Origin of the sequence: Cytobacillus sp. OWB-43, assembly GCF_034651445.1 — a bacterium.
Classification (GTDB): Bacteria; Bacillota; Bacilli; order Bacillales; family Cytobacillaceae; genus Cytobacillus; species Cytobacillus kochii.
In genome coordinates, this window is the sequence record NZ_JAYEFF010000011.1 from 35,143 (window position 1) to 58,278 (window position 23,136).

At 36.9% G+C, this 23,136-nt stretch carries 26 protein-coding genes; 2 read left to right on the forward strand and 24 right to left on the reverse strand.

The features are described from left to right. Nucleotides 1-7: 7 nt before the first annotated feature. The 14 genes from U9M49_RS22125 to metG form a co-directional block, all read right to left on the reverse strand. Entirely contained in the window at nucleotides 8-961 is a 954-nt protein-coding gene (locus U9M49_RS22125) for a ribose-phosphate diphosphokinase (protein WP_095371283.1), read from the reverse strand. A gap of 19 nt (nucleotides 962-980) precedes the next feature. Beyond that, nucleotides 981-2,354, reverse strand: coding sequence for a bifunctional UDP-N-acetylglucosamine diphosphorylase/glucosamine-1-phosphate N-acetyltransferase GlmU (gene glmU / locus U9M49_RS22130; RefSeq protein ID WP_095371284.1), 1,374 nt, complete (start codon nucleotides 2,352-2,354; stop codon nucleotides 981-983). 208 nt (nucleotides 2,355-2,562) lie between these two features. Further along, a complete protein-coding gene (gene spoVG / locus U9M49_RS22135) occupies nucleotides 2,563-2,856 on the reverse strand; it encodes a septation regulator SpoVG (protein ID WP_095371285.1) in 294 nt (97 codons plus the stop codon). A gap of 232 nt (nucleotides 2,857-3,088) precedes the next feature. Continuing rightward, on the reverse strand, nucleotides 3,089-3,463 hold the full coding sequence (locus U9M49_RS22140) for a RidA family protein (RefSeq protein ID WP_095371286.1): 375 nt from the start codon (nucleotides 3,461-3,463) through the stop codon (nucleotides 3,089-3,091). Nucleotides 3,464-3,487: 24 nt separating this feature from the next. Continuing rightward, nucleotides 3,488-4,309, reverse strand: a complete 822-nt coding sequence (gene purR / locus U9M49_RS22145; protein ID WP_095371287.1) for a pur operon repressor — start codon at nucleotides 4,307-4,309, stop codon at nucleotides 3,488-3,490. Nucleotides 4,310-4,373: 64 nt separating this feature from the next. After that, nucleotides 4,374-5,243 (reverse strand): 4-(cytidine 5'-diphospho)-2-C-methyl-D-erythritol kinase, encoded by an 870-nt coding sequence (gene ispE / locus U9M49_RS22150; RefSeq protein ID WP_095371288.1) that lies wholly within the window; start codon nucleotides 5,241-5,243, stop codon nucleotides 4,374-4,376. 621 nt (nucleotides 5,244-5,864) lie between these two features. After that, the gene (locus tag U9M49_RS22155; protein WP_095371289.1) at nucleotides 5,865-6,038 is read right to left on the reverse strand and encodes a small, acid-soluble spore protein, alpha/beta type; all 174 of its coding nucleotides are present in this window, start codon (nucleotides 6,036-6,038) and stop codon (nucleotides 5,865-5,867) included. 147 nt (nucleotides 6,039-6,185) lie between these two features. Then, nucleotides 6,186-6,449: a biofilm formation stimulator Veg gene (gene veg / locus U9M49_RS22160; RefSeq protein ID WP_095371290.1), complete on the reverse strand. Its 264-nt coding sequence runs from the start codon at nucleotides 6,447-6,449 to the stop codon at nucleotides 6,186-6,188. Nucleotides 6,450-6,720: 271 nt separating this feature from the next. After that, a complete protein-coding gene (gene yabG / locus U9M49_RS22165; protein ID WP_095371291.1) occupies nucleotides 6,721-7,629 on the reverse strand; it encodes a sporulation peptidase YabG in 909 nt (302 codons plus the stop codon). 202 nt (nucleotides 7,630-7,831) lie between these two features. Continuing rightward, the gene (rsmA, locus tag U9M49_RS22170; RefSeq protein WP_095371292.1) at nucleotides 7,832-8,713 is read right to left on the reverse strand and encodes a 16S rRNA (adenine(1518)-N(6)/adenine(1519)-N(6))-dimethyltransferase RsmA; all 882 of its coding nucleotides are present in this window, start codon (nucleotides 8,711-8,713) and stop codon (nucleotides 7,832-7,834) included. Then, on the reverse strand, nucleotides 8,706-9,266 hold the full coding sequence (gene rnmV / locus U9M49_RS22175) for a ribonuclease M5 (protein ID WP_095371293.1): 561 nt from the start codon (nucleotides 9,264-9,266) through the stop codon (nucleotides 8,706-8,708). The genes rsmA and rnmV overlap by 8 nt, the downstream gene beginning before the upstream one ends. Nucleotides 9,267-9,512: 246 nt before the next feature. Beyond that, entirely contained in the window at nucleotides 9,513-10,715 is a 1,203-nt protein-coding gene (locus U9M49_RS22180) for a G5 and 3D domain-containing protein (protein ID WP_095371294.1), read from the reverse strand. Nucleotides 10,716-11,159: 444 nt separating this feature from the next. Then, nucleotides 11,160-11,927: a TatD family hydrolase gene (locus U9M49_RS22185; protein ID WP_095371295.1), complete on the reverse strand. Its 768-nt coding sequence runs from the start codon at nucleotides 11,925-11,927 to the stop codon at nucleotides 11,160-11,162. 205 nt (nucleotides 11,928-12,132) lie between these two features. Further along, on the reverse strand, nucleotides 12,133-14,094 hold the full coding sequence (gene metG, locus U9M49_RS22190) for a methionine--tRNA ligase (protein ID WP_095371296.1): 1,962 nt from the start codon (nucleotides 14,092-14,094) through the stop codon (nucleotides 12,133-12,135). 518 nt (nucleotides 14,095-14,612) lie between these two features. Between metG and U9M49_RS22195 the strand changes: the two genes are divergently transcribed. After that, entirely contained in the window at nucleotides 14,613-14,903 is a 291-nt protein-coding gene (locus U9M49_RS22195; protein WP_180317054.1) for an AbrB/MazE/SpoVT family DNA-binding domain-containing protein, read from the forward strand. 38 nt (nucleotides 14,904-14,941) lie between these two features. On the opposite strand, the gene rsmI is transcribed toward U9M49_RS22195, so the two are convergent. From rsmI to U9M49_RS22245, 10 genes are all read right to left on the reverse strand, one after another. Continuing rightward, the gene (rsmI, locus tag U9M49_RS22200) at nucleotides 14,942-15,817 is read right to left on the reverse strand and encodes a 16S rRNA (cytidine(1402)-2'-O)-methyltransferase (RefSeq protein ID WP_322910618.1); all 876 of its coding nucleotides are present in this window, start codon (nucleotides 15,815-15,817) and stop codon (nucleotides 14,942-14,944) included. 5 nt (nucleotides 15,818-15,822) lie between these two features. After that, on the reverse strand, nucleotides 15,823-16,092 hold the full coding sequence (locus tag U9M49_RS22205) for a GIY-YIG nuclease family protein (RefSeq protein WP_095371300.1): 270 nt from the start codon (nucleotides 16,090-16,092) through the stop codon (nucleotides 15,823-15,825). Continuing rightward, nucleotides 16,082-16,822 carry a tRNA1(Val) (adenine(37)-N6)-methyltransferase gene (locus U9M49_RS22210; RefSeq protein WP_095371301.1) on the reverse strand — a complete coding sequence of 247 codons (741 nt, stop codon included), beginning with the start codon at nucleotides 16,820-16,822 and terminating at the stop codon, nucleotides 16,082-16,084. Before U9M49_RS22210 ends, U9M49_RS22205 begins: the two co-directional genes overlap by 11 nt. 144 nt (nucleotides 16,823-16,966) lie before the next feature. Then, nucleotides 16,967-17,323, reverse strand: coding sequence for a DNA replication initiation control protein YabA (gene yabA / locus U9M49_RS22215; protein ID WP_095371302.1), 357 nt, complete (start codon nucleotides 17,321-17,323; stop codon nucleotides 16,967-16,969). 13 nt (nucleotides 17,324-17,336) lie between these two features. Beyond that, nucleotides 17,337-18,161 (reverse strand): PSP1 domain-containing protein, encoded by an 825-nt coding sequence (locus tag U9M49_RS22220; protein ID WP_095371303.1) that lies wholly within the window; start codon nucleotides 18,159-18,161, stop codon nucleotides 17,337-17,339. Continuing rightward, nucleotides 18,154-19,161: a DNA polymerase III subunit delta' gene (holB, locus tag U9M49_RS22225; protein WP_095371304.1), complete on the reverse strand. Its 1,008-nt coding sequence runs from the start codon at nucleotides 19,159-19,161 to the stop codon at nucleotides 18,154-18,156. The genes U9M49_RS22220 and holB overlap by 8 nt, the downstream gene beginning before the upstream one ends. 13 nt (nucleotides 19,162-19,174) lie before the next feature. Beyond that, nucleotides 19,175-19,615: a YaaR family protein gene (locus U9M49_RS22230; RefSeq protein ID WP_095371305.1), complete on the reverse strand. Its 441-nt coding sequence runs from the start codon at nucleotides 19,613-19,615 to the stop codon at nucleotides 19,175-19,177. Between the two features lie 18 nt (nucleotides 19,616-19,633). Further along, on the reverse strand, nucleotides 19,634-19,963 hold the full coding sequence (locus U9M49_RS22235) for a cyclic-di-AMP receptor (protein ID WP_095371306.1): 330 nt from the start codon (nucleotides 19,961-19,963) through the stop codon (nucleotides 19,634-19,636). 93 nt (nucleotides 19,964-20,056) lie between these two features. Continuing rightward, entirely contained in the window at nucleotides 20,057-20,695 is a 639-nt protein-coding gene (gene tmk, locus U9M49_RS22240) for a dTMP kinase (RefSeq protein WP_095371307.1), read from the reverse strand. Then, nucleotides 20,688-22,121, reverse strand: coding sequence for an aminotransferase class I/II-fold pyridoxal phosphate-dependent enzyme (locus tag U9M49_RS22245; protein ID WP_322910617.1), 1,434 nt, complete (start codon nucleotides 22,119-22,121; stop codon nucleotides 20,688-20,690). Before U9M49_RS22245 ends, tmk begins: the two co-directional genes overlap by 8 nt. A gap of 156 nt (nucleotides 22,122-22,277) precedes the next feature. On the opposite strand from U9M49_RS22245, the gene U9M49_RS22250 reads away from it, so the two are divergent. Beyond that, entirely contained in the window at nucleotides 22,278-22,466 is a 189-nt protein-coding gene (locus U9M49_RS22250) for a sigma factor G inhibitor Gin (protein WP_233435334.1), read from the forward strand. Nucleotides 22,467-23,136 lie beyond the last annotated feature (670 nt).

Sequence of the window (23,136 nt, forward strand, 5' to 3'; positions counted from 1 at the left end):
AATTGTTTTAATCGAACAACACACTTACAGATTGCTCTTCGTGGACACGAATAATTGCTTCTCCAATAAGAGATGCAACAGATAGCTCGACGATTTTCCCTGTTTTCTTCTCTTCATCAAGAACAATAGAGTTAGTCACAACTAGCTCCTTAATTTGTGAGTTTTCAATACGGTCAATTGCCGGTCCAGATAAAACAGGGTGCGTACAGCAAGCATACACTTCTGCAGCTCCATTTTCTACAAGTGCATTTGCAGCTAAAGTGATTGTGCCAGCCGTATCGATAATATCATCAATAAGAATAGCTATTTTCCCCTCAATATTACCAACAATATTCATCACTTCTGCCACATTTGGTCTTGGACGGCGCTTATCAATGATTGCAATTGGCGCTTTTAATTGATCTGCCATCTTACGTGCTCTTGTTACACCACCATGGTCTGGAGAAACGACAACAATATCCCCTTCTACCTTGTTCTTGAAGTATTCAGATAGGATTGGTACACCCATTAAGTGATCGATTGGAATATCAAAGAATCCTTGAATTTGTGGAGCGTGCAAGTCGAGCGTAATCACACGTGTTGCGCCCGCTGTTTCTAATAAATTTGCAGCAAGTTTCGCAGTAATTGGCTCACGTGCACGCGCTTTACGGTCTTGGCGAGCATATCCATAATAAGGCATAACAATATTAATTGTTTTAGCAGATGCTCGTTTTAGGGCATCAATCATAATTAATAATTCCATTAAATGCTCATTTACTGGATTACTAGTTGATTGGATTACATACACATCACAGCCACGAATACTTTCTTCGATATTAATTTGGATTTCACCATCGCTAAAGCGCGTAACCGAACATTTACCTAATTCTACACCGATAAATTTAGCAATTTCACTGGCAAGTCCTTTATTTGAATTTAAAGTGAATACTTTTAAATTGGGATCTAAATACTGATTTGACATGATGCGCCTCCATAAATTTTTATTTCTTTTGATTTAATTGATCTACATAATTCTCTTTGTTTACTTGACGAGCACGTGCAATAGATAAGGCATTGCCTGGCACATCATCAGTAATCGTAGATCCAGCTGCAATATAAGCACCTTCACCAATTGTAACTGGTGCAACCAAGTTTGAGTTACAACCAACAAATACACCGTCTTCTATCTTTGTTAAATATTTGTTCTTTCCATCGTAGTTAACTGTTATCGAACCACAGCCTAAATTAACGTCTTTTCCGACCTCAGCATCACCAATATAACTTAAATGTGAAGCTTTACTACCCTTGCCAAACTTCGCTTTCTTTATTTCTACAAAGTTGCCAATTTTAACTTCATCATCAATTTGCGATTGCGGTCTAATATGGGCAAAGGGACCAATCTTTACTCCCGCACCAATTTCACTATCATGTGCCACTGATTGCCTTATGACCGTTTCACTGCCAACTTGACAGTTTTCAATCTGAGTAGAAGGACCAATCTCACAATCCTCACCAATAATGGTATGCCCCATCAACATAGTGCCAGGGTATATAATTGTATCTGAACCAATCTCGACATCCACACCGATATAAGTATTTAATGGGTCAACAATTGTTACACCATTTCTCATATGATGTTCGTTGATACGTTTCTTTAAATACATCTCCGCTTGTGATAACGCCACCCGATCATTTACTCCTAAGGTTTCCTCGAAGTCAGGTGTTTGATACGCAGTAACGATTTCACCTTGGGCTTTTAAGATTTCAATGACATCAGGTAAATAATATTCACCTTGGGCATTATCATTAGATACTTGTGATAGCGCTTGGAATAAAGCTTTGTTATCAAAACAATAAGTTCCAGTGTTGATTTCTTCTATCAATCTTTCTTCTTCTGACGCATCCTTATGCTCGACAATTTTCTCTACATGACCAGCAGTATTCCTCACTACACGACCATAACCTGTCGGTTGACCAGTATGCGCTGTTAGTATAGTTGCTTTCGCAGATTGTTCTTCATGATGTTTAAATAACGCTTCCATTGTTTCTGCTTTGATTAATGGTGTATCTCCACAGATAACAAGCGTGACACCTTCTTTATCCTGCAACAAATCTTTCGCTTGAATAACGGCATGAGCCGTACCAAGCTGTTCTTCCTGCAACCGGTACTCACTCGCTTCTCCCAGCTGTGATTGAACTAGATCTGCTCCATGACCAATGACAGTTACAATATCTTTTATATCAAGTGTAGATACTTGATCAAAGACGTGCTGAACCATTGGTTTTCCACAAACAGGGTGTAGCACTTTATATAGCTTAGATTTCATCCGTGTACCCTGACCAGCAGCTAAAATGACCGCATATCGATTAGACATTTAAAGTCCTCCAATTAACCTTTTTATCCATTAAAAAATATATCCTAAATAGCATATGATTTCAAGGAATGAAAGGAAAGTACATATTTTTGTCAATTAGAATGACTTTTTCACACGTCTACACACCCCTATACATTTGAACTAATTTACACACAAAAAAAGAGCCCATACCTAAGATGTATGGACTCCTACCTGCGTGTCTATTTGTCTACGAAGCACCCGCTTCTTCAAATTCTACTTCCTCTAATTCACCTAAACGATGGTACTCTGCTAATACTGCTTCTTGGATTTTACCGCGAGTCCCGGAATTAATCGGATGAGCAATATCTCTAAACTCTCCATCCGGAGTACGTTTACTTGGCATCGCTACAAATAAGCCGTTATTACCATCAATGACACGAATATCATGAACGACAAATTCCTGATCCAAAGTAATAGATGCAATCGCCCTCATGCGGCCATCCGTATTAACGCGGCGTAATCTTACGTCAGTTACTTCCATTCTGTTCACCACCTTTTCCCAGTAGATAAAATCCTTTACTTACAATTCCACATATAATTGCAAACTCCTTCTTAATTAGAAAAAATATTTCGTAATTTTAGGACAAATGGATGATTTCCATTAAAATTCTTCCAAATACCATTTCCTTTTACTATTTCGATTTCATGAAATTCACTTTTGTCTCATAAAAAATACACCATCCTTTCAGAATGGTGTATCCCCCACATGAGATTTACTTCACAAGCGCGATAACTTCTATTTCAATTTTTGCTTCTTTTGGCAATTTTGCTACCTCTACACAAGAGCGAGCGGGTTGGTGGTTATTGAAATACTCTCCATAAACTTCATTCACAGTTGCAAAGTCGTTCATATCTTGGATGAAGACAGTTGTCTTGATGACTGTTTCAAGTGATGCACCTGCTTCTTGTAATACTGCTTGTAAATTTTTAAATACTTGATGTGTTTGTTCCTTCACATCACCATCTACCATAACACCTTCTGTAGTTAATGGTATTTGTCCCGAGCTATAAAACATATTATTTACAACAATACCTTGAGAATACGGTCCAATAGCCGCTGGAGCTTCATTCGTTTGAACGATCTTCATTTCAATCTTCCTCCCTCTCCCTACTTAATTCCTTTTGAAGTAGTTTCCTTCAGTTACATTAATACGTTTTTCTCTCACATCTACATCTGCTAACTGGACGAGAGATACATACTCATCAACTAAACGTTCATCTGCATTTTCTGATTCTACTAAGACAGCAATTCCAGCTAGTGTAGCTTTAAATTCATCTAGCATACTAATCATGCCATTAATTGTGCCGCCGGCCTTCATAAAATCATCAACAATAAGTACTTTCGAACCTTCTTCTAAACTTCTTTTAGAAAGAACCATTGTCTGAATCCTTTTCGCAGACCCTGATACATAGTTAATGCTGACTGTAGATCCCTCTGTCACTCTACTATCTCTTCTGGCAATGACAACAGGAACATTAAGATAATTAGCGACTGCATAGGCAAGCGCAATTCCCTTTGTTGCAACTGTCATGACCATATCAATATTTTTATTAATATAAGCCGATGCAATTAACTTACCGCATTTTTGTACAATCATAGGGTCACCTAAAATATCAGTCATATAAAGGTAACCGCCCGGCAAGAGGCGATCAGGACTTGCAATTAACTCACATAGTTCTGCAATGATCGGTTTCGCTTCTTCATCTCGTACCTTCACCTGATATCTCACGCCACCCGCTGCCCCTGGAACTGTTTCTAATGTGCCTATTCCGCGAAGCTCAAAAGTGTCTTTTATTATCGCTAAATCTTCGCTAATTGATGATTTAGCTGAACCATATCTTTCTGAGAAAAAGGTTAAGGATACCAATTGTCTTGGATGCTCTAAAAGATAATGTGTCATATCAATTAGACGTTCACTACGACGAAATTTCATGATTGGCCCTCCTTTTAATTAAAAACCGAATATTATAACGATAATATAACATTATTATACGTCTTTAATCAAGTTTATGCTGTTCTCCAAGGAGTCTAACCGCAAAAACTTGGTCACAAAATCCTCTTAGACCATTATAAATGCGGTGCATACGAGAATCATGCTGTGCTAAACCAAATACAGTCGGGCCACTACCACTCATTAAGACTGCATCAGCACCAAATCTCTGCATCTGTTCCTTAATCTGGTTAACCTCTGGATGCATTTTTAACGTCACACTTTCAAGGACATTAGACAAATGTGCGCAAACATCGCTATAAGACTGATCTTCAATGGCCTTAATCATTGCTAAGGTTTGCGGATGTTTAATTCCCTGCTTATTTAAGCGGCGATACACCTCAGCAGTCGAAACACCGATAAAAGGTTTGGCTAAAATCACCCAGCAAGTTGGTGGAGCTGGTAAAGCTTGAATAAGCTCTCCTCTACCTGTAGCAAGGGCTGTCCCTCCATAAACGCAAAAAGATACATCAGAGCCGATTTCTGCACCGATTTCCGCTAACTCATCAATCGTTAACCCTAATTGCCACAGCTTGTTCAAGCCTCTTAACGCGGCCGCTGCGTCACTGCTTCCCCCAGCTAATCCCGCAGCAACAGGAATCACTTTTTCAATCGCAATACTAACCCCTTGCTTCACATTAAACCTGTTCTTTAGCAAATGTGCTGCCTGATAAGCTAAGTTCCTATGGTCATCTGGAACAAAGCGATTATGTGAAACAATTTTTATCTCATCTTTATCCAATAACGTTAATTCAAGACGATCTGCCAAATCAATGGTTGTCATAATCATTTCTACTTCATGATAACCATCCTCTCGTTTACCGAGGACATCTAGTGATAAATTGATTTTAGCAGGAGCCTTTACTAAAAGTTTCAAACTCTCCACCTACTTTACAAATTTCAGGACGACTCCATTTTTTGTCCTATTTTACCACAAAACGAGAAAAGTAAGACGTATGCAATAATATTATTCAATATTAAGATTAATTTTTTGACATTAGCCTGGGAACAATCAGCATTTTCACGATGAAAAATAAGTAATCGCAAAACGAAATAAAGTAAACTAAGTACTTATGCCCAAGCGGTCTTTGTTATGTACAAGCTGTGTATAACGATTGTAAGAAACAGATTAAAAGGGCGCTCGTCTTACAAATCAGGGGTGACTCTTGATTCGAATTTCCGGGCGATCGTTTTTGTAACCAACATGAAGTATAGCTTTCTGGATCGATTTTATCCGCACCCGGACTAAACTTCTGAAGTTTGTTTTTTTGATTGGGCTTCTTTTGCCCTAATCTAACTCGATTTCACCTAACCATATCTCCTTTGTTCACCTTCCTGATTCCTGACTTTCGTTCGCCTACGCGTTTGATATTAAATACTTTCCTTCCAGAGAGTTTAAGCATAAAAAAATACTCCTCCATAGGTAGCCAGATATTTGTCTACCTATAGGGGAGCATTAGCCTGATTTCGTATTTGTTTCTCTAAAAAACACAATGAATTATTTTGTCTGATAGGATGCTAAGGCTTTTTCTACTGCTCTTTTCACCATATTGCCAGCATCCTTAGAAGTAATACCGCCCCAGCCTTCTTGTTGAACGGTGTCATAAAAGCCTAATTCTTTAGCGAGTTCTTCTTTCATTCCTTCTGACATGATTCGCCTTCTTCTGCTCATCTTGGAATCACTCCTTATTCATTGCTACTCATAGCTTTCCTCAGAAGTATTTTTTTCATAAAGGTAATTACTAGTAGTTGTTTTAACCTTTCTAAAACACAAAAAAGCAGCAAATTGGCTTGCCGCTTTTGTTGATGTTATATAAGGTTAGCTTAAAGCAACTTGTCCTGATGTGTCTTCATAGAAAGTAATTTGAACCGTTTCTGTTAAAACATCCGCATAGCTGTAAGATACGCGTTCAAATGCATTTTCATCTTGATCTAACTCGATGACAAATACAGATGGATACGTTTCAGCTAAAACGCCAGACCGTTCAATTGTCTTTCTGCGTCCGCCATTAGCCTTGAGCATTAGCCTTTTACCAAGATTTGAATCAAGTGCCTTTTTGATATCCAATAATGTTTTTCCCATTCGGTCCACCTCACTATAAAAAGTATACCACTTTACCACAATTAAGTCAAGTAAAATTATTAATTATATCAATAAACAAAAACAGTTGCAACACATTTCGTTCTACTTTTTTTGCTAATTTTCTACATTCCTAACATTCCCCATCTTTTAGGAAATTATGTAAAATTATTGAGAATCTTATTTTTCCTCATAAAAAAGAAGCCCTACCAACATTGGCAAGCCCCTCTAACATCCCCTTATTTTATCATTTTCCCAAAAGGTAAACTCTCTTTTAAAATGACCCAAACGGATCAATAGATTGTTCTTCCTCTTCCTCATAATGGAACGGCATACCCGTCCTAAGCACACCTTTTGTTTCCACCCCACCTAAGCCTCTTTCACCAGATAATGTATTTCTTAACACGTCCCAAACACGAATATGCTCATTGTAAGGTGTAAAACTAATCTTACTTACAATATATACGGGATCTAGCGCATGAATGTTTACTCTAGAAGGAGAACTAGCAAAATTAGCTCCAGCATGAATCAGGGATTCAAAGTGAGATTGACAAGCTCCAGCAAAGATGACAAGTTGATCTAAATGAGGAACCTTCTTCCTCGCTTCTTTCACCGTTTGCACAAAATGCTTAGAATGGCGGTATGCCTCTATATCTGACTTACTACCCTTTGCCTTTGTATATGCGTCATGGCCAGTAATAACTAAAATATCCGGTCGATAATAATCAACTAACTCCCCAATAACACGAGGCATATCTTTTTCACTTAAGTGTAGTCCAGTAACTGGAATACCGATTTTCTCATAAACCGTTAAACATTTCTTTAAATAACCTGGATCACCATCAAGATGTAATACCTTCCCGGGCAATTGAAAATAATTAGCTGCTTTACTATATCCCTCTGTTACTGTATATTCTCTTTTCTCTTGCAATAGATGAACATCTTGACGGAATAATTCAAGAGATTGCTCTTCAAGTGTGCGGAATTCCTGCATAATTCTTCGCTGATCAGACTGACTCATGATGATAAGATCCTCATAAGGAGCATCTGCAATGAGCCTTATATCTTCTCCATATAATACCGCCATCCTTTTCCCATCATGCTCTCTTATGTCAATAACGCGGAACATAATATCACAATGATAGGAAACCCTCCCAACGATATCCATTAATTTTATAGTCACTGTCGTCACTCCATTTTGGGCCATTTCCCTGAGTCTGTTTCTTTAGTTAAATTATGCGCCAATGCTTGGACCTGTGCTTCTCTATAGCGCCTCTTCACCGTACAAGGAAAAATTGCAAATCCCAAAAGCCAAATAAAAAACGGACTAAACACTTTTAATAAAGTCATTAGTCCGGTTCATATGTGCTAATACCTAATAGATGTTATGAACTGAAGTGAGGTAGTAATGCGTCAGCCAAACGAGCGAATTCTTCTAACCCTAACGTTTCTCCTCTTCTCGTTGGTTCAACCCCCGCTTGATTTAGTGCCTGTAAAATGAACTCTTTTCTTTCTTTCCCCTTCTCTAACTGACTCGTTAAATTATTGAGGATGGTTTTTCTCCTTTGAGCAAAGCTTGCTCTTGTTACTTTAAAGAAGAAGGCTTCATCTTGGACTTTCACTGCTGGTTGATCTAATTTTGTTAAGCGGATAACAGCAGAATCAACATTCGGTTGAGGAATGAAGACAGACTTAGGAACAATCATAACAGTCTCTGCTTTTGTATAATATTGAATTGCAATCGAAAGGGAGCCATAGCTTTTAGAGCCAGGACTCGCAGAAATACGTTCTGCGACCTCCTTTTGCAACATACATACAATACCTCTAATCGGGAGCTGATCCTCTAATAACTTCATAATAATTGGCGTAGTGACATAGTAAGGTAAATTAGCAACTACCATTAAATCATCGATATTTGCGAATTCTTGTTGTATCGCTGAAACGATATCAGCCTTTAGCACATCTTCATTAATAACTTTTACATTCGGATATGGCTCAAGTGTATCTGCCAATATTGGTAATAGTCGGTGATCAATTTCAAAAGCTAAAACCTTCTCACTTCTCTTAGCTAATTGCTCAGTTAATGCTCCAATACCAGGACCAATTTCAATTGCACCAGACTTGGATGTTAATTCAGCATGATCCACAATTCGATTTAATATATTCGTGTCTATTAAGAAGTTTTGACCTAAACTCTTTTTAAACGAAAAGCCATGCTTCTCTAAAATTGCTTTCGTTCTTATCGGTGTGGCAATATCCTTATTCATAACCAAGCTCCTTGTCCATTTTAGCTACCGCTGCCAAAAAGTCTTTCTTTGTAATTTGAAACATTGTTAAACGTTTATAAAGTTGCTTGCCATTGGCATAACCTATCTTTAAAATCTTGCCTAGCTCTTCACGGCGCTTCTTTGCGTCACTGCCACCAATTAAGCCTGCGTCCATTAAATCAGCCTGCGTCACTTCAGACACAGCCTCCTCTGTCATGACATAGGCATGGGAGAGCGCCTCTCGTATTACCTCAACAGAAGCATGCTCTACACCTACACCTTTACCATGCTTAGCTATCGCAAATTGTTTATCAATAAAAGCGTGCTTGCATTGTGGGACATGCTTTGTAATCGTATGTCTAATTTTCTCACCAGGAAAATCAGGATCTGTTAAAACAATAACACCTCTCGTTTTTTGCGCCAGTTTTATTTTTTCTAATGTCTCAAAATTTATGGCTGAGCCATTTGTTTCAATTGTATCGGCATCTAATGCCTTTTTAATCGCGACAGTATCGTCCTTACCCTCTACCACGATAATCTCTTTTATTTTCATCTTAACACCTATCCGTTCACTAAAAACTTCCAATTTATACTTATTCAGCAAACTTATTTTAAATAGAATGAATTATTTGCAAAAAAAGTGAAACATTTCTGTAATGTTAATCGTCTAAATATATATAATGATAGTACAGCAAGATTGCATGCATTTTATTATATATGAAACATCCTACGAAAGAAAATGCAAATAATTATAACAGAAAAAGAGCAGAGGATGAATTCCCCTGCTTACAAACACCATCTAATTAAGCACACGTATTTTCACTTGCTTACGTCCCCAACGATAAGCATCAGATTTACTGGAGAAAAATACGTCAATCTTATTCCCTTTAATAGCAGATCCCGTATCGGAAGCTACAGCGTAACCATAACCTTCCACATATACTTTTGTCCCTAAAGGAATAACGCTCGGATCTACCGCTATCACCTTTGCTCCCGGATTAGCTTTTAAATCTAATCCCGTCGCTGTGACACCTGAACAACCATTACAACCTGCAGTATAGGCAGTAGAGCTAACATACATTTCTTTGCCACTAGATTCATTATTCTCGCCGCGAGATGCCACTTTTGTAACTGGTTGAGATACTTTTGTTCCAACAGCAACTATATGATTTTTTGATTCTTTTACTTTTTCTTTACTAAGTAATTTACGAGAGATTTCTTTTCCATTTTCACGAGTAATTTCAAATTCTTTTTTCAAAAGACCCTCTTGACCTTTTTCAAGAACCTTTTCACTACCCTTTTTCAAGCTATCGTCTTTTTTAGTTACGACCGCATATTCAATTGGTTCTTCCACTACATCGGTGACCTTTTCAACTCTGATGACTTTTATTACGTCATTTTCTTTGACTGTCTCATCCAACTTTGGTTCAACACGATCTAATTTTCCTAGCTTAATATCTTGTTGCGATAAAAAGTCAGCGACCGTAGTCGAAGTTGACCACACTTCTTCGGTTTTATCATTCGCACCGTCTGCTAATTCAATTTTGAACGCGCGATCAATCTTGATGTCCATCTTACCTGTAATTTTATCACCTAATTTAGGCTTTATGGCATCATGTTTACTTAATTCAATATTCTCTTCATCTATCAGCTCTTGCACAGTATCAGCTGTTGTCCATATGACCTCGGAATCTTTTTTGTCGGTAATCTTCACCTGCACTGCAGGGTTCCAAACCACTTCCATATTGTCCTTAACGGCTTTATCTACCGAGGGGTACACATAGTCTTCTGAGCGTAATCCTATATCCATTTCGTCAAATATCTCTTGAATGGTTTTTGCGTGTGTATTTATTGTTTGTTCCTCACCATCTAATGTTAGAGCAACGGTTTTCTTTGTCATTTCAAAGATTAAAAAACCGCTAGCTGTAATCGTAACGATTAGACTAGCAAAGATAACTGCCCATTTTTTCTTGCTCAAAGACTTGGATAACAGGTTTTTCATGTAATTTATCACGATGAAAATTGCCTCCTTTTCTCTCGGAGTGATTATATAGACTATCTTGCTGACTGTCAACACTCACTATCTGATTTTTTGGAGGGAAAGATAAAACGGAACATCCCCAAGTATTCCTCTTCCCCTTATAAAGAGTTCAAGAAAAGAACGTTCACCTTATCATCCACACCCCCTAAAAATACTGAATCAATCGAGCATTTCAGAAGTCAGGCAAACTGATATACCTTCTATTCTCCGAAACACTCTTTTTTCCCTCTTTCCATACAAGAAAAAATTTTTTCTGCACGTACGCTCTATTATGCAGAAAAAGCATTTTTTTGCAAAGTGAGAGATATCGACATGGTTATCCTATGAGGACAGATTCCTGTGTAGAACTTTTTGGTATAAGAAAACATTTGGACAAGCTTCTATTATTTTTGACAATATTTGCTGTCAATTTATAGCGAATAATTTTTTTGCGTTTTCGGTTGTAATTGCTGCAACTTCTTCTACTGGAATGTTTTTAATTTCAGCAATTTGTTCACAGACCAACTTCACATAGCTTGGTTCATTACGTTTGCCACGGAATGGGTGCGGAGCTAAATATGGGCAATCTGTTTCGATCAACAATTTTTCTAATGGAATCTCTGCTGCCACTTCCTTTGGTTTTCTTGCATTTTTAAAAGTAACAGGGCCACCTAATGAAATATAAAAATTCATATCAATGCATTCTTTAGCTGTTTCAGGGCTTCCACTAAAACAATGCATAATCCCACCTACTTCAGCAGCATTTTCTTCTTTTAATATTTCTACGATATCAGCTGTTGCTTCACGGTTATGAATAATAATCGGTAATTTTACTTTTTTTGCCAATTGAATTTGTTGTCTAAACACATCTTTTTGCACATCTTTTGGTGACTTATCCCAATGGTAATCTAATCCCATTTCTCCGATTGCGACTACTTTTGGATGCTTCGATAATTCTTCTATCCAAATTAAATCTCCTTCAGTCATATCAATCGCATCAACCGGATGCCAACCAATGCTCGCATAAAGGAAATCATATTGTTCAATCAGTTCCATTGCTCTTTCAATTGTAGGTCTATCAAAACCAACAACGACCATTTTTTCAACCCCAGCTTCTCTTGCTCGCTTAATCACTTCTGCCAAATCCTCGTCATATTGCTCCGCATTTAAATGAACATGTGTATCAAATAGCATCCTCATTTCTCCTTTTTTATTATTATTTTAGAAAACTAACAACTATAATATTAAATAAACATCTTCCTTCTATATATATAGTTAACCTTAATAACTTTATTTAGATATATTATATAAAAATAAAAAACATAGAAATGCATCATCGTCTTTGTAACGGATCACATTTCTATGTTCTAAAAAACCTTCTGCTTCCATTAATCGGATATTATTTGACTCTCGCGCCTACTGGTAATGACTCTGCAATTGTAGCTAATGATAATGCGCCATCTTCACTTCCAGCAAGAATCATTCCCTCAGATAATTCTCCACGCAATTTAACAGGTTTAAGATTGGTTACACAAATAACTTTACGGCCAACTAAATCTTCTGGTTTGTAAAACTTTGCGATACCTGAAACAACTTGACGTTTTTCATAACCTAAATCCAATTGTAATTTTAATAACTTATCCGCTTTTTTGACTGGTTCAGCCTCTATAACTTGAGCAACACGTAAATCCACTTTCATGAAGTCATCAATCGTGATTTCCTCACTATCTGGTTTCGCTTGTACTTGCTTCTCTTCTTTTTCACCTTGAGGTGCACTACCCTGCATTTTTTGCTTAATATACTCAACCTCTTCACTAATTTCAAGACGAGGGAAAATAGGGTCGCCCTTTTGTACTTTTATACCTTCGCCAATTTTACCAAATGTCTCAATGCTCTCCCAAGAGATGAGCTCTTCTTTGTTTACATTTAACTGTGTAAAGATTTTCTCTGGTGTTCTAGTTAAGAACGGTTGTAATAGAACGGCGATTCTTCTTAACGATTCTGCTAAGTGGTACATCGTCGTTGCTAATTCCTCTTGTGTACTCTCCTCTTTCGCAAGCATCCATGGCTTTGTTTCATCAATATACTTATTCGTACGACTGACCAATTGCCATACAGCAGACAACGCAACTGAAAACTCCATGTTTTCCATTGCTTCTTCATATTTTCCAACTGTCTCTTTATTCATTTGTACAAGCGCTTGATCAAATTCACCGTTTGAACCACGATAAGTTGGAATTACGCCATCAAAGTACTTATTAATCATAGCCACTGTACGATTCAAGAGATTTCCTAAATCATTGGCTAAATCAAAATTAATACGCTCGATGAAACCTTCAGGTGTAAATACACCATCAGCGCCAAACGGCACTTCGCGCAATAAGTAGTAACGTAACGCATCTAAACCATAACGATCAATTAATGTGACTGGGTCTACTACATTACCTTTAGATTTAGACATCTTTCCATCCTTCATTAATAACCAACCATGAGCGAATACTTTCTTAGGTAATGGTAAGTCTAGTGCCATTAACATAATTGGCCAGTAAATAGTATGGAAGCGCACAATTTCTTTTCCGACTAAATGAACATCTGCAGGCCAGTACTTCAAATACTTACTATCATTATCTGAGCCATATCCTAATGCAGTAATATAGTTTGATAAGGCGTCAATCCATACATAAATGACATGCTTAGGATTACCAGGAACCGGAACACCCCAATCAAATGTTGTACGAGATACAGCTAAATCCTCTAACCCAGGTTTAATGAAGTTATTAATCATTTCATTTTTCCTAGACTCTGGTTGAATAAAAGAAGGGTTGTCTTCGTAATATTGTAGTAACCGATCAGCATATTTACTTACTTTAAAGAAATATGACTCCTCTTTCACACGATGAACCGGTCTCCCACAATCTGGACAGTTACCTTCAACTAATTGTGTTTCAGTAAAATACGATTCACAAGGCGTACAATACCAACCTTCATATTCCCCAAGATAAATATCACCTTGCTCTAATAATTGAGCAAAAATCTTCTCAACTACTTCTTTATGTCTTGTTTCTGTTGTACGAATGAAGTCATCATAAGAAATATCTAACTTTTTCCATAAGTCTTGGATACCACCAACGATTTCATCCACATAACTTTGGGGAGACACGCCTTTTTCTTCCGCTTTTTCTTGAATTTTTTGGCCATGCTCATCAGTACCCGTCAAATACATTACATCATAACCTCGTAGACGCTTATAACGTGCCATCGCATCACCAGCAACGGTCGTATAAGCATGTCCAATATGTAAATTTCCGCTCGGATAGTAAATTGGAGTGGTTAAATAAAAAGTCTTTAATTTTTCCTCCATGTTTATTTCCTCCTCATCTTAAAAAACCCGCCCTTATGACGAGTCTAATCTCTCATATCTGACCATATATTTATTGTTTCTTCTTTGCATGAAAAAAAGAATATATATGAGTCATCTTAGCCTCTATCTTCCTCAAAATATACCTAAAAACTTGAATTTGTGCAACATTTCCGAAGGGAGAAGCGATGGTTTTATTGCAATCTCCGTGTTTTTTCAAAAGCCATAATCAAATTAATCGTTCGACAAAAAATAGACAAATAGATGAAATTTGTCGAATTATGTCGTTTTGTCGAAACGAGGTATGTACGTCTACTGGAAATTGGGTGAGTTTTTATCCATGACTTTTCCATCATAAACGTTGATAAATCAATATTCCTCTTCATGTTAATAATTTCCACACAAAAATAAAATAAAGTAATTGACGATTATGGCAATGGTTGGTATTATAATATCAACAATGATTTTTGTCGAATAATGACGAAAAAGATAAATAATTAGATAGATGACTGGGAGGAGCAATTAATATGAAATCTACTGGTATTGTTCGTAAAGTTGATGAATTAGGTCGTGTAGTTATTCCAATTGAACTTAGACGTACTCTTGGTATTGCAGAGAAAGACGCATTAGAAATCTATGTGGATGATGAAAAAATCATCTTAAAAAAATATAAGCCAAACATGACTTGCCAAGTTACTGGTGAAGTATCCGATGATAACATCTCACTAGCTGGTGGAAAATTAATCCTTAGCAAAGATGGCGCTGAGCAATTAATTAAAGAAATCCAAAGCAATTTTGAACTAACTAAATAAATAAACAAAGAGACTCCTATTTGCGAGTCTCTATTTTTTTACGCTTCATCAATATGATAAATCTTGTATACCTCTCGTTTATTCATATCACGGTCTAGCGCTGTTTGTTTAATGGCATCCTTACTTTTCATACCTTTTTCTTCTATATAATAAGTAATTTGCTCTTCAATAGATAACCCTTCCCACCACTTACTTTCTTCTACTGGCTCTTTGCAACCCTCAATAATTAAACAAAATTCCCCGCGAATTTCAGATTGGCCTGCCCATTCTACTGCTTCTCTTATCGATCCTCTAATAAACTCTTCATACTTCTTTGTCAGCTCCCTACTCAAAACAATTGAACGATCGCCTAAGATATCTAACATGAGCTGTAAGCTTTCCTTCAACCTATGAGGAGATTCATATAGAATGATTGTAGAAGATACTTTTGAAAGCGTCTCTAACTCTGCCTTTTTCTGCTTCTTTTGCCGATTTAAAAAGCCATAAAAGAAAAATGGCTGTGTTGGTAGCCCCGAGGCAATCAATGCTGTAAGTGCAGCATTCGCACCAGGTAACGGGACAACAGTGAGCTTCTCTTCAATGGCACTAGTAACCAGTTCATATCCTGGATCAGAAATGGTTGGCATACCTGCATCACTCACAAGCGCAATTTTCTCTCCATCTTTCAACTTCGCAATTAATTTATACCCGCTACTCTCTTTATTATGCTCATGGTAACTAATAATGGGTGTCTCTATCTCAAAGTAGTTGCATAGTTTTTTTGTATTCCTAGTATCCTCTGCAGCAATCCAATCGGCTTCCTTTAATATTCTTAAGCTGCGATAGCTAATATCCTCTAGATTACCTATGGGTGTTGGCACTAAGTAGAGAATACCTTTTTCACTCTCCATATGGAAACTCTTCTGTTGTTGCATATTACTCACCGACCTTCTTCTCTTTGGGTATTCATCCATTCAATTTTTTTCTGTCTACTCAATCGCTTAAAACGATATTCCATTTTCTGTGCATCTGACTTACTAGAAAATATTTGATGAAAAATAAGTGTTAGCGGGGCTCTTCCCCTTGTATATTTAGCGCCTTTCCCAGCATTATGCTTTTCTATCCTTTGCATAAGATTATTTGTATATCCAGCATAGAAGGTGCCGTCTTTGCATTCGAGTACGTAAAAGTAATGAGTTTCAGTCTCCATACAACATCAACCTCATTTCCTTTGTATACTCACCCGACGTCTCATAGATATACAATGGCGGCAATATTTTTAAGTCAGGTTTTCCTTTTTTAATGCCTTCCACTAGAAGCACATTCGCTTCTTTTCCTTGCTCAGGATAAACGAGTTGAATCCTTTTTGGTTCTATCTCATACTTTCTCATTAATGTCACGATATCTAACAACCTACCTGGGCGATGAACAAAAGAAACTTTCCCTCCGTGCTTAACTAGTTGACTAGCTGACTGAATTGTATCTTCTAATGTACAGAGAATCTCATGCCGAGCAATCGCATAATGCTCATTTTCATTTTTATGTTTATTGGTATCAACTGGAAAGTAAGGTGGATTGCATGTCACCACATCATACTTAGCATACCCTAATTGCCGAGCAATGCCTTTAACATCTCCCTTTACCACCTTAACTTGATTCTCTAGTTGATTATAATGAATACTTCTATTCGCCATATCAACAAGACGATCTTGTATTTCCACCCCTGTAATCATTCCTTTTGTTCTTGCGCTTAAAAACAAAGGTATCACACCATTCCCACTACATAAATCTATGATATTTCCTTTTTGTATAGGTAAGTAGGTGAATCGAGCTAATAACACGGCATCAACCGAAAATGAAAATACGGAAGGACTTTGAATAATTCTCAACCCCTCTGCTAACAAATGATCTAACCTTTCATCACCCTTTAAAATAACCATTTCTCTTCCTCCATTACTAAAAAGCACACTTCGTATCTATTTATTTTATCGGTTGAAACCCCTTAAGCCGAAGATTCCTCTACACTTAGAAAATGAAATTTATATCTTTAAAAAAACCTTCCTTGTTTAGAAGGAAGGTATCGATTATTTTTTATTTAAAAATGATAAACAGAACAAGCAATCCCCATCTTTTCTAGGACTACCAAAATGAAGATTACAAATATGGAACCCTTCTTGATATAGTCTAGCCAGGTTGTCATAGCCTTCCCCTATATCAAAGAGTTTTTCTTTCTCTGTTTCTTCCTTCTGCTGTTCATTTTTCTTTTCTCGGTCAGATGTAATCTTTAATCTTCTACGTAAATGTTCATTTTCCAACTTCAATGCGTTATTCTCTTCTAACACCTCAGCAAGATGCTGTTTCAACTCACCAAGCTGTATATATAATTGACCGATTTGCGATTCCATATTATCTACAGAGTCAAAGATTTCTTTTTTATCCAAGCATTCCACCTCATTAATCTGTGGATTGAACTGACACGGCATTCTCATTAATTTCGTCTAACGTAAATTCTAGCACTCTTTCCTGTTCCTTTAGGTTAACTTGTAGAATTCTTTCAAGTATATTTAACCCTACTACCCTTCCAGAACCCTCTGGTGTCTTCACCCATTCCCCTACATCTGGGAGCTCTTTTTTAGCTGCTTCATACTCGTCATTTTCATATTTCAAACAGCACATTAAACGACCACATAGTCCAGATATCTTCGTCGGGTTCAAAGATAAATTTTGATCTTTAGCCATTTTAATCGAAACTGGGTCAAAATCACCTAAAAAAGTGGAACAACAAAGCATTCTGCCACATGGACCTATGCCACCAAGCATCTTCGCCTCATCACGAACGCCAATTTGACGAAGTTCAATTCTTGTCCGAAAAATGGCCGCTAAATCCTTTACTAGTTCACGGAAATCCACTCTACCATCAGCAGTAAAGTAAAAGATGACCTTATTGCGGTCAAAAGTATATTCAACATCCACCAATTTCATATCTAATTGATGAGTAGTTACTTTTTCTAAACAAACTTGATAAGCTTCTTTAGCCGCTTGTCTATTCTCTTCTACAATCATACGATCCTTTTGATCAGCAATACGTAGAACTTTTTTTAAAGGTAGGACTACATCATGTTCTCCAACCTTTTTAGGAGCAATGACAACTTTACCGTATTCTACTCCTCTTACAGTCTCGACAATGACAAAGTCATCCTTTTGTATTTGAAGATCACCGGGATCAAAATAATATATTTTGCCCGCTTTTTTAAAGCGAACACCTACTACATCATACAAATGAAGATCCCTCCTGCATCTTTAACACTAACTGTTCCATTAACAGCTGCGCATTCATGTTTGCTTGCAGCTTCCTTTTTGCATCTAAAACTGCAGCCATTTGCTCTGTTAACTTTCTATTAGATGTATGAAGCGCGTGTTGTTCTAGCCAGCTTAGCTCATGCGTATAGGCGAGCCTATCACTCTTATCAAGCTGTATATATAACAAATCTTTTAATAAAAGAAGTAATAAGTCTAAACCTAAATCCAGATGTTCTTTCTCCTTAAAATGTGGAAACCACTCCTCTTGGAGAGTGACCATCGCTTGTAACGGATTTTTTTTAAGTACTTCGTATAATTTTAACACTATTTTTTGCGCTTGTACAAACCAATCATCATTACTATATGCTAAAGCATCGTCCAAATTATGGGTAATTTGCGCAAGTAATGGTGCATACTTTTCTTTCACACCATAATCTACGAATTGTTGTACTAAAAATTTTGCAGCTATTGGCTGAAATGAGATCGTTTGACATCTTGATAATATGGTAGGTAACATTCGTTGAGATTGTTCAGTCAATAAAATTGCTGTTGTATCCATATGCGGTTCTTCGAGAAATTTCAGCAAACTATTAGCTGCGTTTGTTGTCATTCGATCAGCATGAACGATAATATATACTTTTCTACTGGATTCGACGCCCCGTTTTGAAAACTCTTCCTGTAATGACCGAATCTGCTGCTTCTTTATTGATTGACCATCCGGCTCAACAAGATGTACATCCGGATGATTAAAGTGATTAATCCTTTTGCAGTTATTACATGTTTCACATGGAACATAGTTATTTATTGGAGCAGTGCAAAAAAGACTCTTTGCTAGAAGCATACCCGTATCTTTTTTTCCTGTTCCTTTCAGTCCTTCAAAAAGGTAAGCGTGGGCAAGGCGTTCCTTACTTAAACTATTTTTAAGCATCTTCAACACGACTGGCTGTAATTCTTCTATTTGATCCCATGTTTTTGTCATGCTGATCACTCACTTACGTATATAAATTTATTAATAATCCTTTGATTTCTCCGATTTTACTAAGAATATCAATGGCACTTTTCTCTTGTAAAAGTAGGTCATCGGCTAGTTGAGCAAGCTTTTCATCAATCGTTTCTACAATTTTCAATGACCTACTTTGTCCTAGTTGATTCCAACTATGGGATTGCTTAATATCCAACCCATACTCAACAGTCTCTTTCACAAAACGCTTAACCAGCATTTTGTATTTTGCTAAATCTTTAAAGCTCCTGGACTTAGCTACCCTCTGTCCAGCTGATTCTATATCACCTAAAAGCATTTGCATTTGTGTCATCTGCATTTTTTGACCACTTTTTTGCACAAGATCATTAAAACGCACTTGCGATCCAATAGGATGCTTACTGTCTTGCCTTCTATTATCTATATTAAGACGTAAATCTTGATTAATCTTCATTTATGCCTCCAAATAGGTTTAGAAGTGATGGAATTGTTCTACTGGAAGAACAAATACAGTTGCTCCACCTACTTCTACTTCAACAGGGTAAGGAATATATGAATCGGCATTACCACCCATTGGTGAAACCGGCGCAACAAGTTGCTCTCTCGATTGGCAATTATCCTTAATGACCTGTAAGCATTTGTCTACTCGAATATCTTCCGTACCAATTAAAAAGGTTGTATTACCCGACTTTAAAAATCCCCCTGTACTGGCTAATTTGGTTGCACGAAAATTATGATCTACTAATGCTTTAGATAACTTATTACTATCTTGATCTTGTATGACTGCTAATACGAGCTTCATCATACCACCCTCCTATATCTTTACTTTCTCCTATTATATCAGTTATTCTATGCACAAACAGAGATATACTGACCGAATTTTTCGCCAAGTAGCTTAATCCTTATTTTGAAGTGCTTTTCTAACAATGTCCATCGTTTGTTCAAATACTTTTTCAACAGAGGCATCGGCATTTACAGTTTGAATGCGATTAGAAGATTGCTTCCGAACAATTTCATACCCTTCATATACCTTTTGATGAAACTGTAAATCTTCTAAATCTAAACGGTTTACTTCCCTGCCCTTATTTTGATTAATTCTCTGTAACCCTCGTTCTGGTGCGATATCGAAGTACAAAGTCAATTGAGGCATGGCATTTTCAATGGCAAACTGATTGATGGACCAAACTTCCTCAATACCAATCCCTCTTGCAAATCCTTGATATGCAATAGAGCTATCAACAAATCGATCACATAGTACAATCTTACCCATTTCAAGGGCTGGTAAGACCTTTTCAACTAAATGTTGTCTTCTTGCCGCGGCATAAAGTAACGCCTCTGTTCTTGCATCCATTTTTGTATTCTTCGGATCCAGTATAACAGCCCGGATCTGTTCAGCAATAGCAATTCCACCAGGCTCTCTCGTATGTACTACATTATATCCTTCTGTTTCTAATTGTTCCTTAACCATTTCTGTAATCGTCGTTTTTCCTGCCCCGTCTGGACCTTCAATTGATATAAAGTAACCTTTAGTCATCCTTGTCCCTCGCTGTCTTATATATTTCTATGTATGATTGATTTAAGTTTTTCCTGTTTTGAATTCGTGCACCTTTATTTAAATAACCTTCCAAACTAGTGATATGCTCTTTTGTAATTCTTTCACCTTTATATATTAAAGGAATACCAGGCGGGTATGGTGTCACCATTCGTGCGCTAATTTCACCAATCGCACTTGCAAAAGGAACTGTAACAATCATTGCTCCCTCTGGTACCTCTACTAATTCTGAATGCGATGGAATTGGATTCACCTTTTCCTCTTTTTCTGCATTGGGAATGTCAGTACTAACTTCTTGCAATGCATCGATAATTTTACTGAAACGATCCTCATCGGCACACCTTAATAATGGAAGTACAAATAAAACATTTAACGGATCAGCTAACTCTGTATAAATACCTCGTTTCTCTAGCAGCTCTTGTAGTTGATAACCACTGATATGTTTAAACTGTAATCCCAGTTTCAATGGATCATCTGTTGGCATAATAGCTAGTCCAGCAATATTACTTAATTTCTCCTTCAATTCTTTTATCCGTTGGACTAAATGTTTACCATCTTCTTCTGTATATTGACTGACAAAGAATCTAGCCATATCTAATGAAGCCATAATAACATAAGATGGGCTACTGGATTGCAACATACTTAAATATTCCTGTATGCTGTCTTCATCCACCCGATCACCTTGAATATGAAGAAAGGCCCCCATTGTCAATGCTGGCAATGTTTTATGGGCAGATTGTATAACGACATCTGCTCCTAATTGTAAACTTGAGGGTGGGAAAAATCTTGTACTCGCTATAAAATGAGCACCGTGTGCTTCATCAACTAAAACTAATACTTTTTTTTCACGGCATAGTGCAATAATATCTTCTAATGGATACACTGTACCATAATAACTCGGGTAAGTAAGAATAACAGCTTTAATATCTTCATACTTACTTAATGCCTCTTCAATATGAGTATAGGAGACACCTTCATTAATGCCCCATTCCTGGTTAAATTCAGGCAGGATAAAAATGGGTTCAGCTCCAATAAGTCTCAGGCCATTTAAAATAGACTTATGACTATTCCGTTGAACAAGCACACGGTCTCCCCTTTTTAATGTGCCACAAATCATCGCTAAATTACCTACAGTAGAACCATTTATAAGAAAAAAACTTCTTTTAGCCCCGTATAAAGCGGCAAGCAAGGATTGAGCTTCTTTGATTACTTCTTCAGCGGAATGAAGATCATCAAGCCCGCTGATTTCTGTCAAATCCAATTGTAATAGTTGTCGAAAATAATCATCAACCTCATTCACTCCGGTGAGCAGACTCCCCCCTTTATGACCAGGTACATGATAATTCTCAGGCTTTCTTTTTATATGCTGTATTAATTTTTCAACTAACGGCATTTGTTTCTGATCCATTGAACGCAAATCCTTTTTATAAATTTACTGTATAGACATACACCTATTGGTGATTACAAACATAAACTGTTAACAACTCACTTATGAGAGTAAAATTCTAAATATTGTATATATTTTATCATCATTGGCTATGATTGAATGTACGGAGGTGACATTGTGAAAACGTTTAATGAAAAAACATGTGTAATCTGTGAACAATCACAATCTACTGGTATCCATTTATATACTTCTTTTATTTGTATGCAGTGTGAGGAACAAATCGTGAATACCGAAACAGATGATCCTCATTATAATTATTATGTCCAACAATTAAAAAGAGTCACTACACCTGAAATTTTATCTTAAATTCCCTTTTGCTTCTATACTTATCTTATGATTTTCTCTATTATTTTAACAAATATTAGGGAGTTTTTTTACTTTGGGAAACTATCTACAGTGTTGCTTTCGTCATACGGAGCACTATGCATAAATCAACTTCTTCAAGGAATCTGTAGGTTCAATTGTTGAAAGATAAAGAGATCGTAAAAGTCCAAATTACATTCTTGCTCTTTCTTTACTCACATGTGATGAGCTAACGAAAGTTAATTTAATGCCTTTCTAAACGAGCCAACAGTTTTCTGACTAAGATAATGCTGATTTCCAAATCCTTTATATCAATTTGCCTTACTACAAGGAACAATTTATCGTGGCAGTATTGAATCAAACCACCATAGTCATTTGCGTATCACTTGAAAGCCATATTGACCACTATTAGTATCTAAAACATTACCTCATTGGGTTATAACCAAATGAGGTTCCATTCAATCATTCATTTTTTGATCTTCTATTAAACCCTCAAACTCAATAATTTATACTTAATGTTATGATTTTCTCAATGTTATTTTTTTGGGGAGCATATATTTACTAACTCATATACACAAAAAAGAGCACATACAAATGATGTGCTCTTTTATCTTGCCCGGCAACGTCCTACTCTCACAAGGGGACAGCCCCTAACTACCATCGGCGCTGAGAA

Excerpts from the sequence above, each read along its gene's own strand:
- spoVG (WP_095371285.1), bottom strand. The coding sequence starts at position 2,856 with ATGGAAGTAACTGACGTAAGATTACGCCGCGTTAATACGGATGGCCGC.
- U9M49_RS22155 (WP_095371289.1), bottom strand. The coding sequence starts at position 6,038 with ATGAGCAGAAGAAGGCGAATCATGTCAGAAGGAATGAAAGAAGAACTC.
- rnmV (WP_095371293.1), bottom strand. The coding sequence starts at position 9,266 with ATGAAAATAAAAGAGATTATCGTGGTAGAGGGTAAGGACGATACTGTC.
- metG (WP_095371296.1), bottom strand. The coding sequence starts at position 14,094 with ATGGAGGAAAAATTAAAGACTTTTTATTTAACCACTCCAATTTACTAT.
- holB (WP_095371304.1), bottom strand. The coding sequence starts at position 19,161 with ATGACAAAAACATGGGATCAAATAGAAGAATTACAGCCAGTCGTGTTG.
- U9M49_RS22205 (WP_095371300.1), bottom strand. The coding sequence starts at position 16,092 with ATGGAGACTGAAACTCATTACTTTTACGTACTCGAATGCAAAGACGGC.
- U9M49_RS22235 (WP_095371306.1), bottom strand. The coding sequence starts at position 19,963 with ATGAAGCTCGTATTAGCAGTCATACAAGATCAAGATAGTAATAAGTTA.
- U9M49_RS22180 (WP_095371294.1), bottom strand. The coding sequence starts at position 10,715 with ATGAAAAACCTGTTATCCAAGTCTTTGAGCAAGAAAAAATGGGCAGTT.
- veg (WP_095371290.1), bottom strand. The coding sequence starts at position 6,449 with ATGGGAAAAACATTATTGGATATCAAAAAGGCACTTGATTCAAATCTT.
- rsmA (WP_095371292.1), bottom strand. The coding sequence starts at position 8,713 with ATGAATAAGGATATTGCCACACCGATAAGAACGAAAGCAATTTTAGAG.
- U9M49_RS22140 (WP_095371286.1), bottom strand. The coding sequence starts at position 3,463 with ATGAAGATCGTTCAAACGAATGAAGCTCCAGCGGCTATTGGACCGTAT.
- glmU (WP_095371284.1), bottom strand. The coding sequence starts at position 2,354 with ATGTCTAATCGATATGCGGTCATTTTAGCTGCTGGTCAGGGTACACGG.
- purR (WP_095371287.1), bottom strand. The coding sequence starts at position 4,309 with ATGAAATTTCGTCGTAGTGAACGTCTAATTGATATGACACATTATCTT.
- U9M49_RS22185 (WP_095371295.1), bottom strand. The coding sequence starts at position 11,927 with ATGCTATTTGATACACATGTTCATTTAAATGCGGAGCAATATGACGAG.
- U9M49_RS22125 (WP_095371283.1), bottom strand. The coding sequence starts at position 961 with ATGTCAAATCAGTATTTAGATCCCAATTTAAAAGTATTCACTTTAAAT.
- U9M49_RS22245 (WP_322910617.1), bottom strand. The coding sequence starts at position 22,121 with ATGGATCAGAAACAAATGCCGTTAGTTGAAAAATTAATACAGCATATA.
- U9M49_RS22230 (WP_095371305.1), bottom strand. The coding sequence starts at position 19,615 with ATGAAGATTAATCAAGATTTACGTCTTAATATAGATAATAGAAGGCAA.
- tmk (WP_095371307.1), bottom strand. The coding sequence starts at position 20,695 with ATGACTAAAGGTTACTTTATATCAATTGAAGGTCCAGACGGGGCAGGA.
- U9M49_RS22210 (WP_095371301.1), bottom strand. The coding sequence starts at position 16,822 with ATGGTTATTTTAAAGGGTGATGAAAGGTTAGATCATTTGTTAGCAGAG.
- rsmI (WP_322910618.1), bottom strand. The coding sequence starts at position 15,817 with ATGCAACAACAGAAGAGTTTCCATATGGAGAGTGAAAAAGGTATTCTC.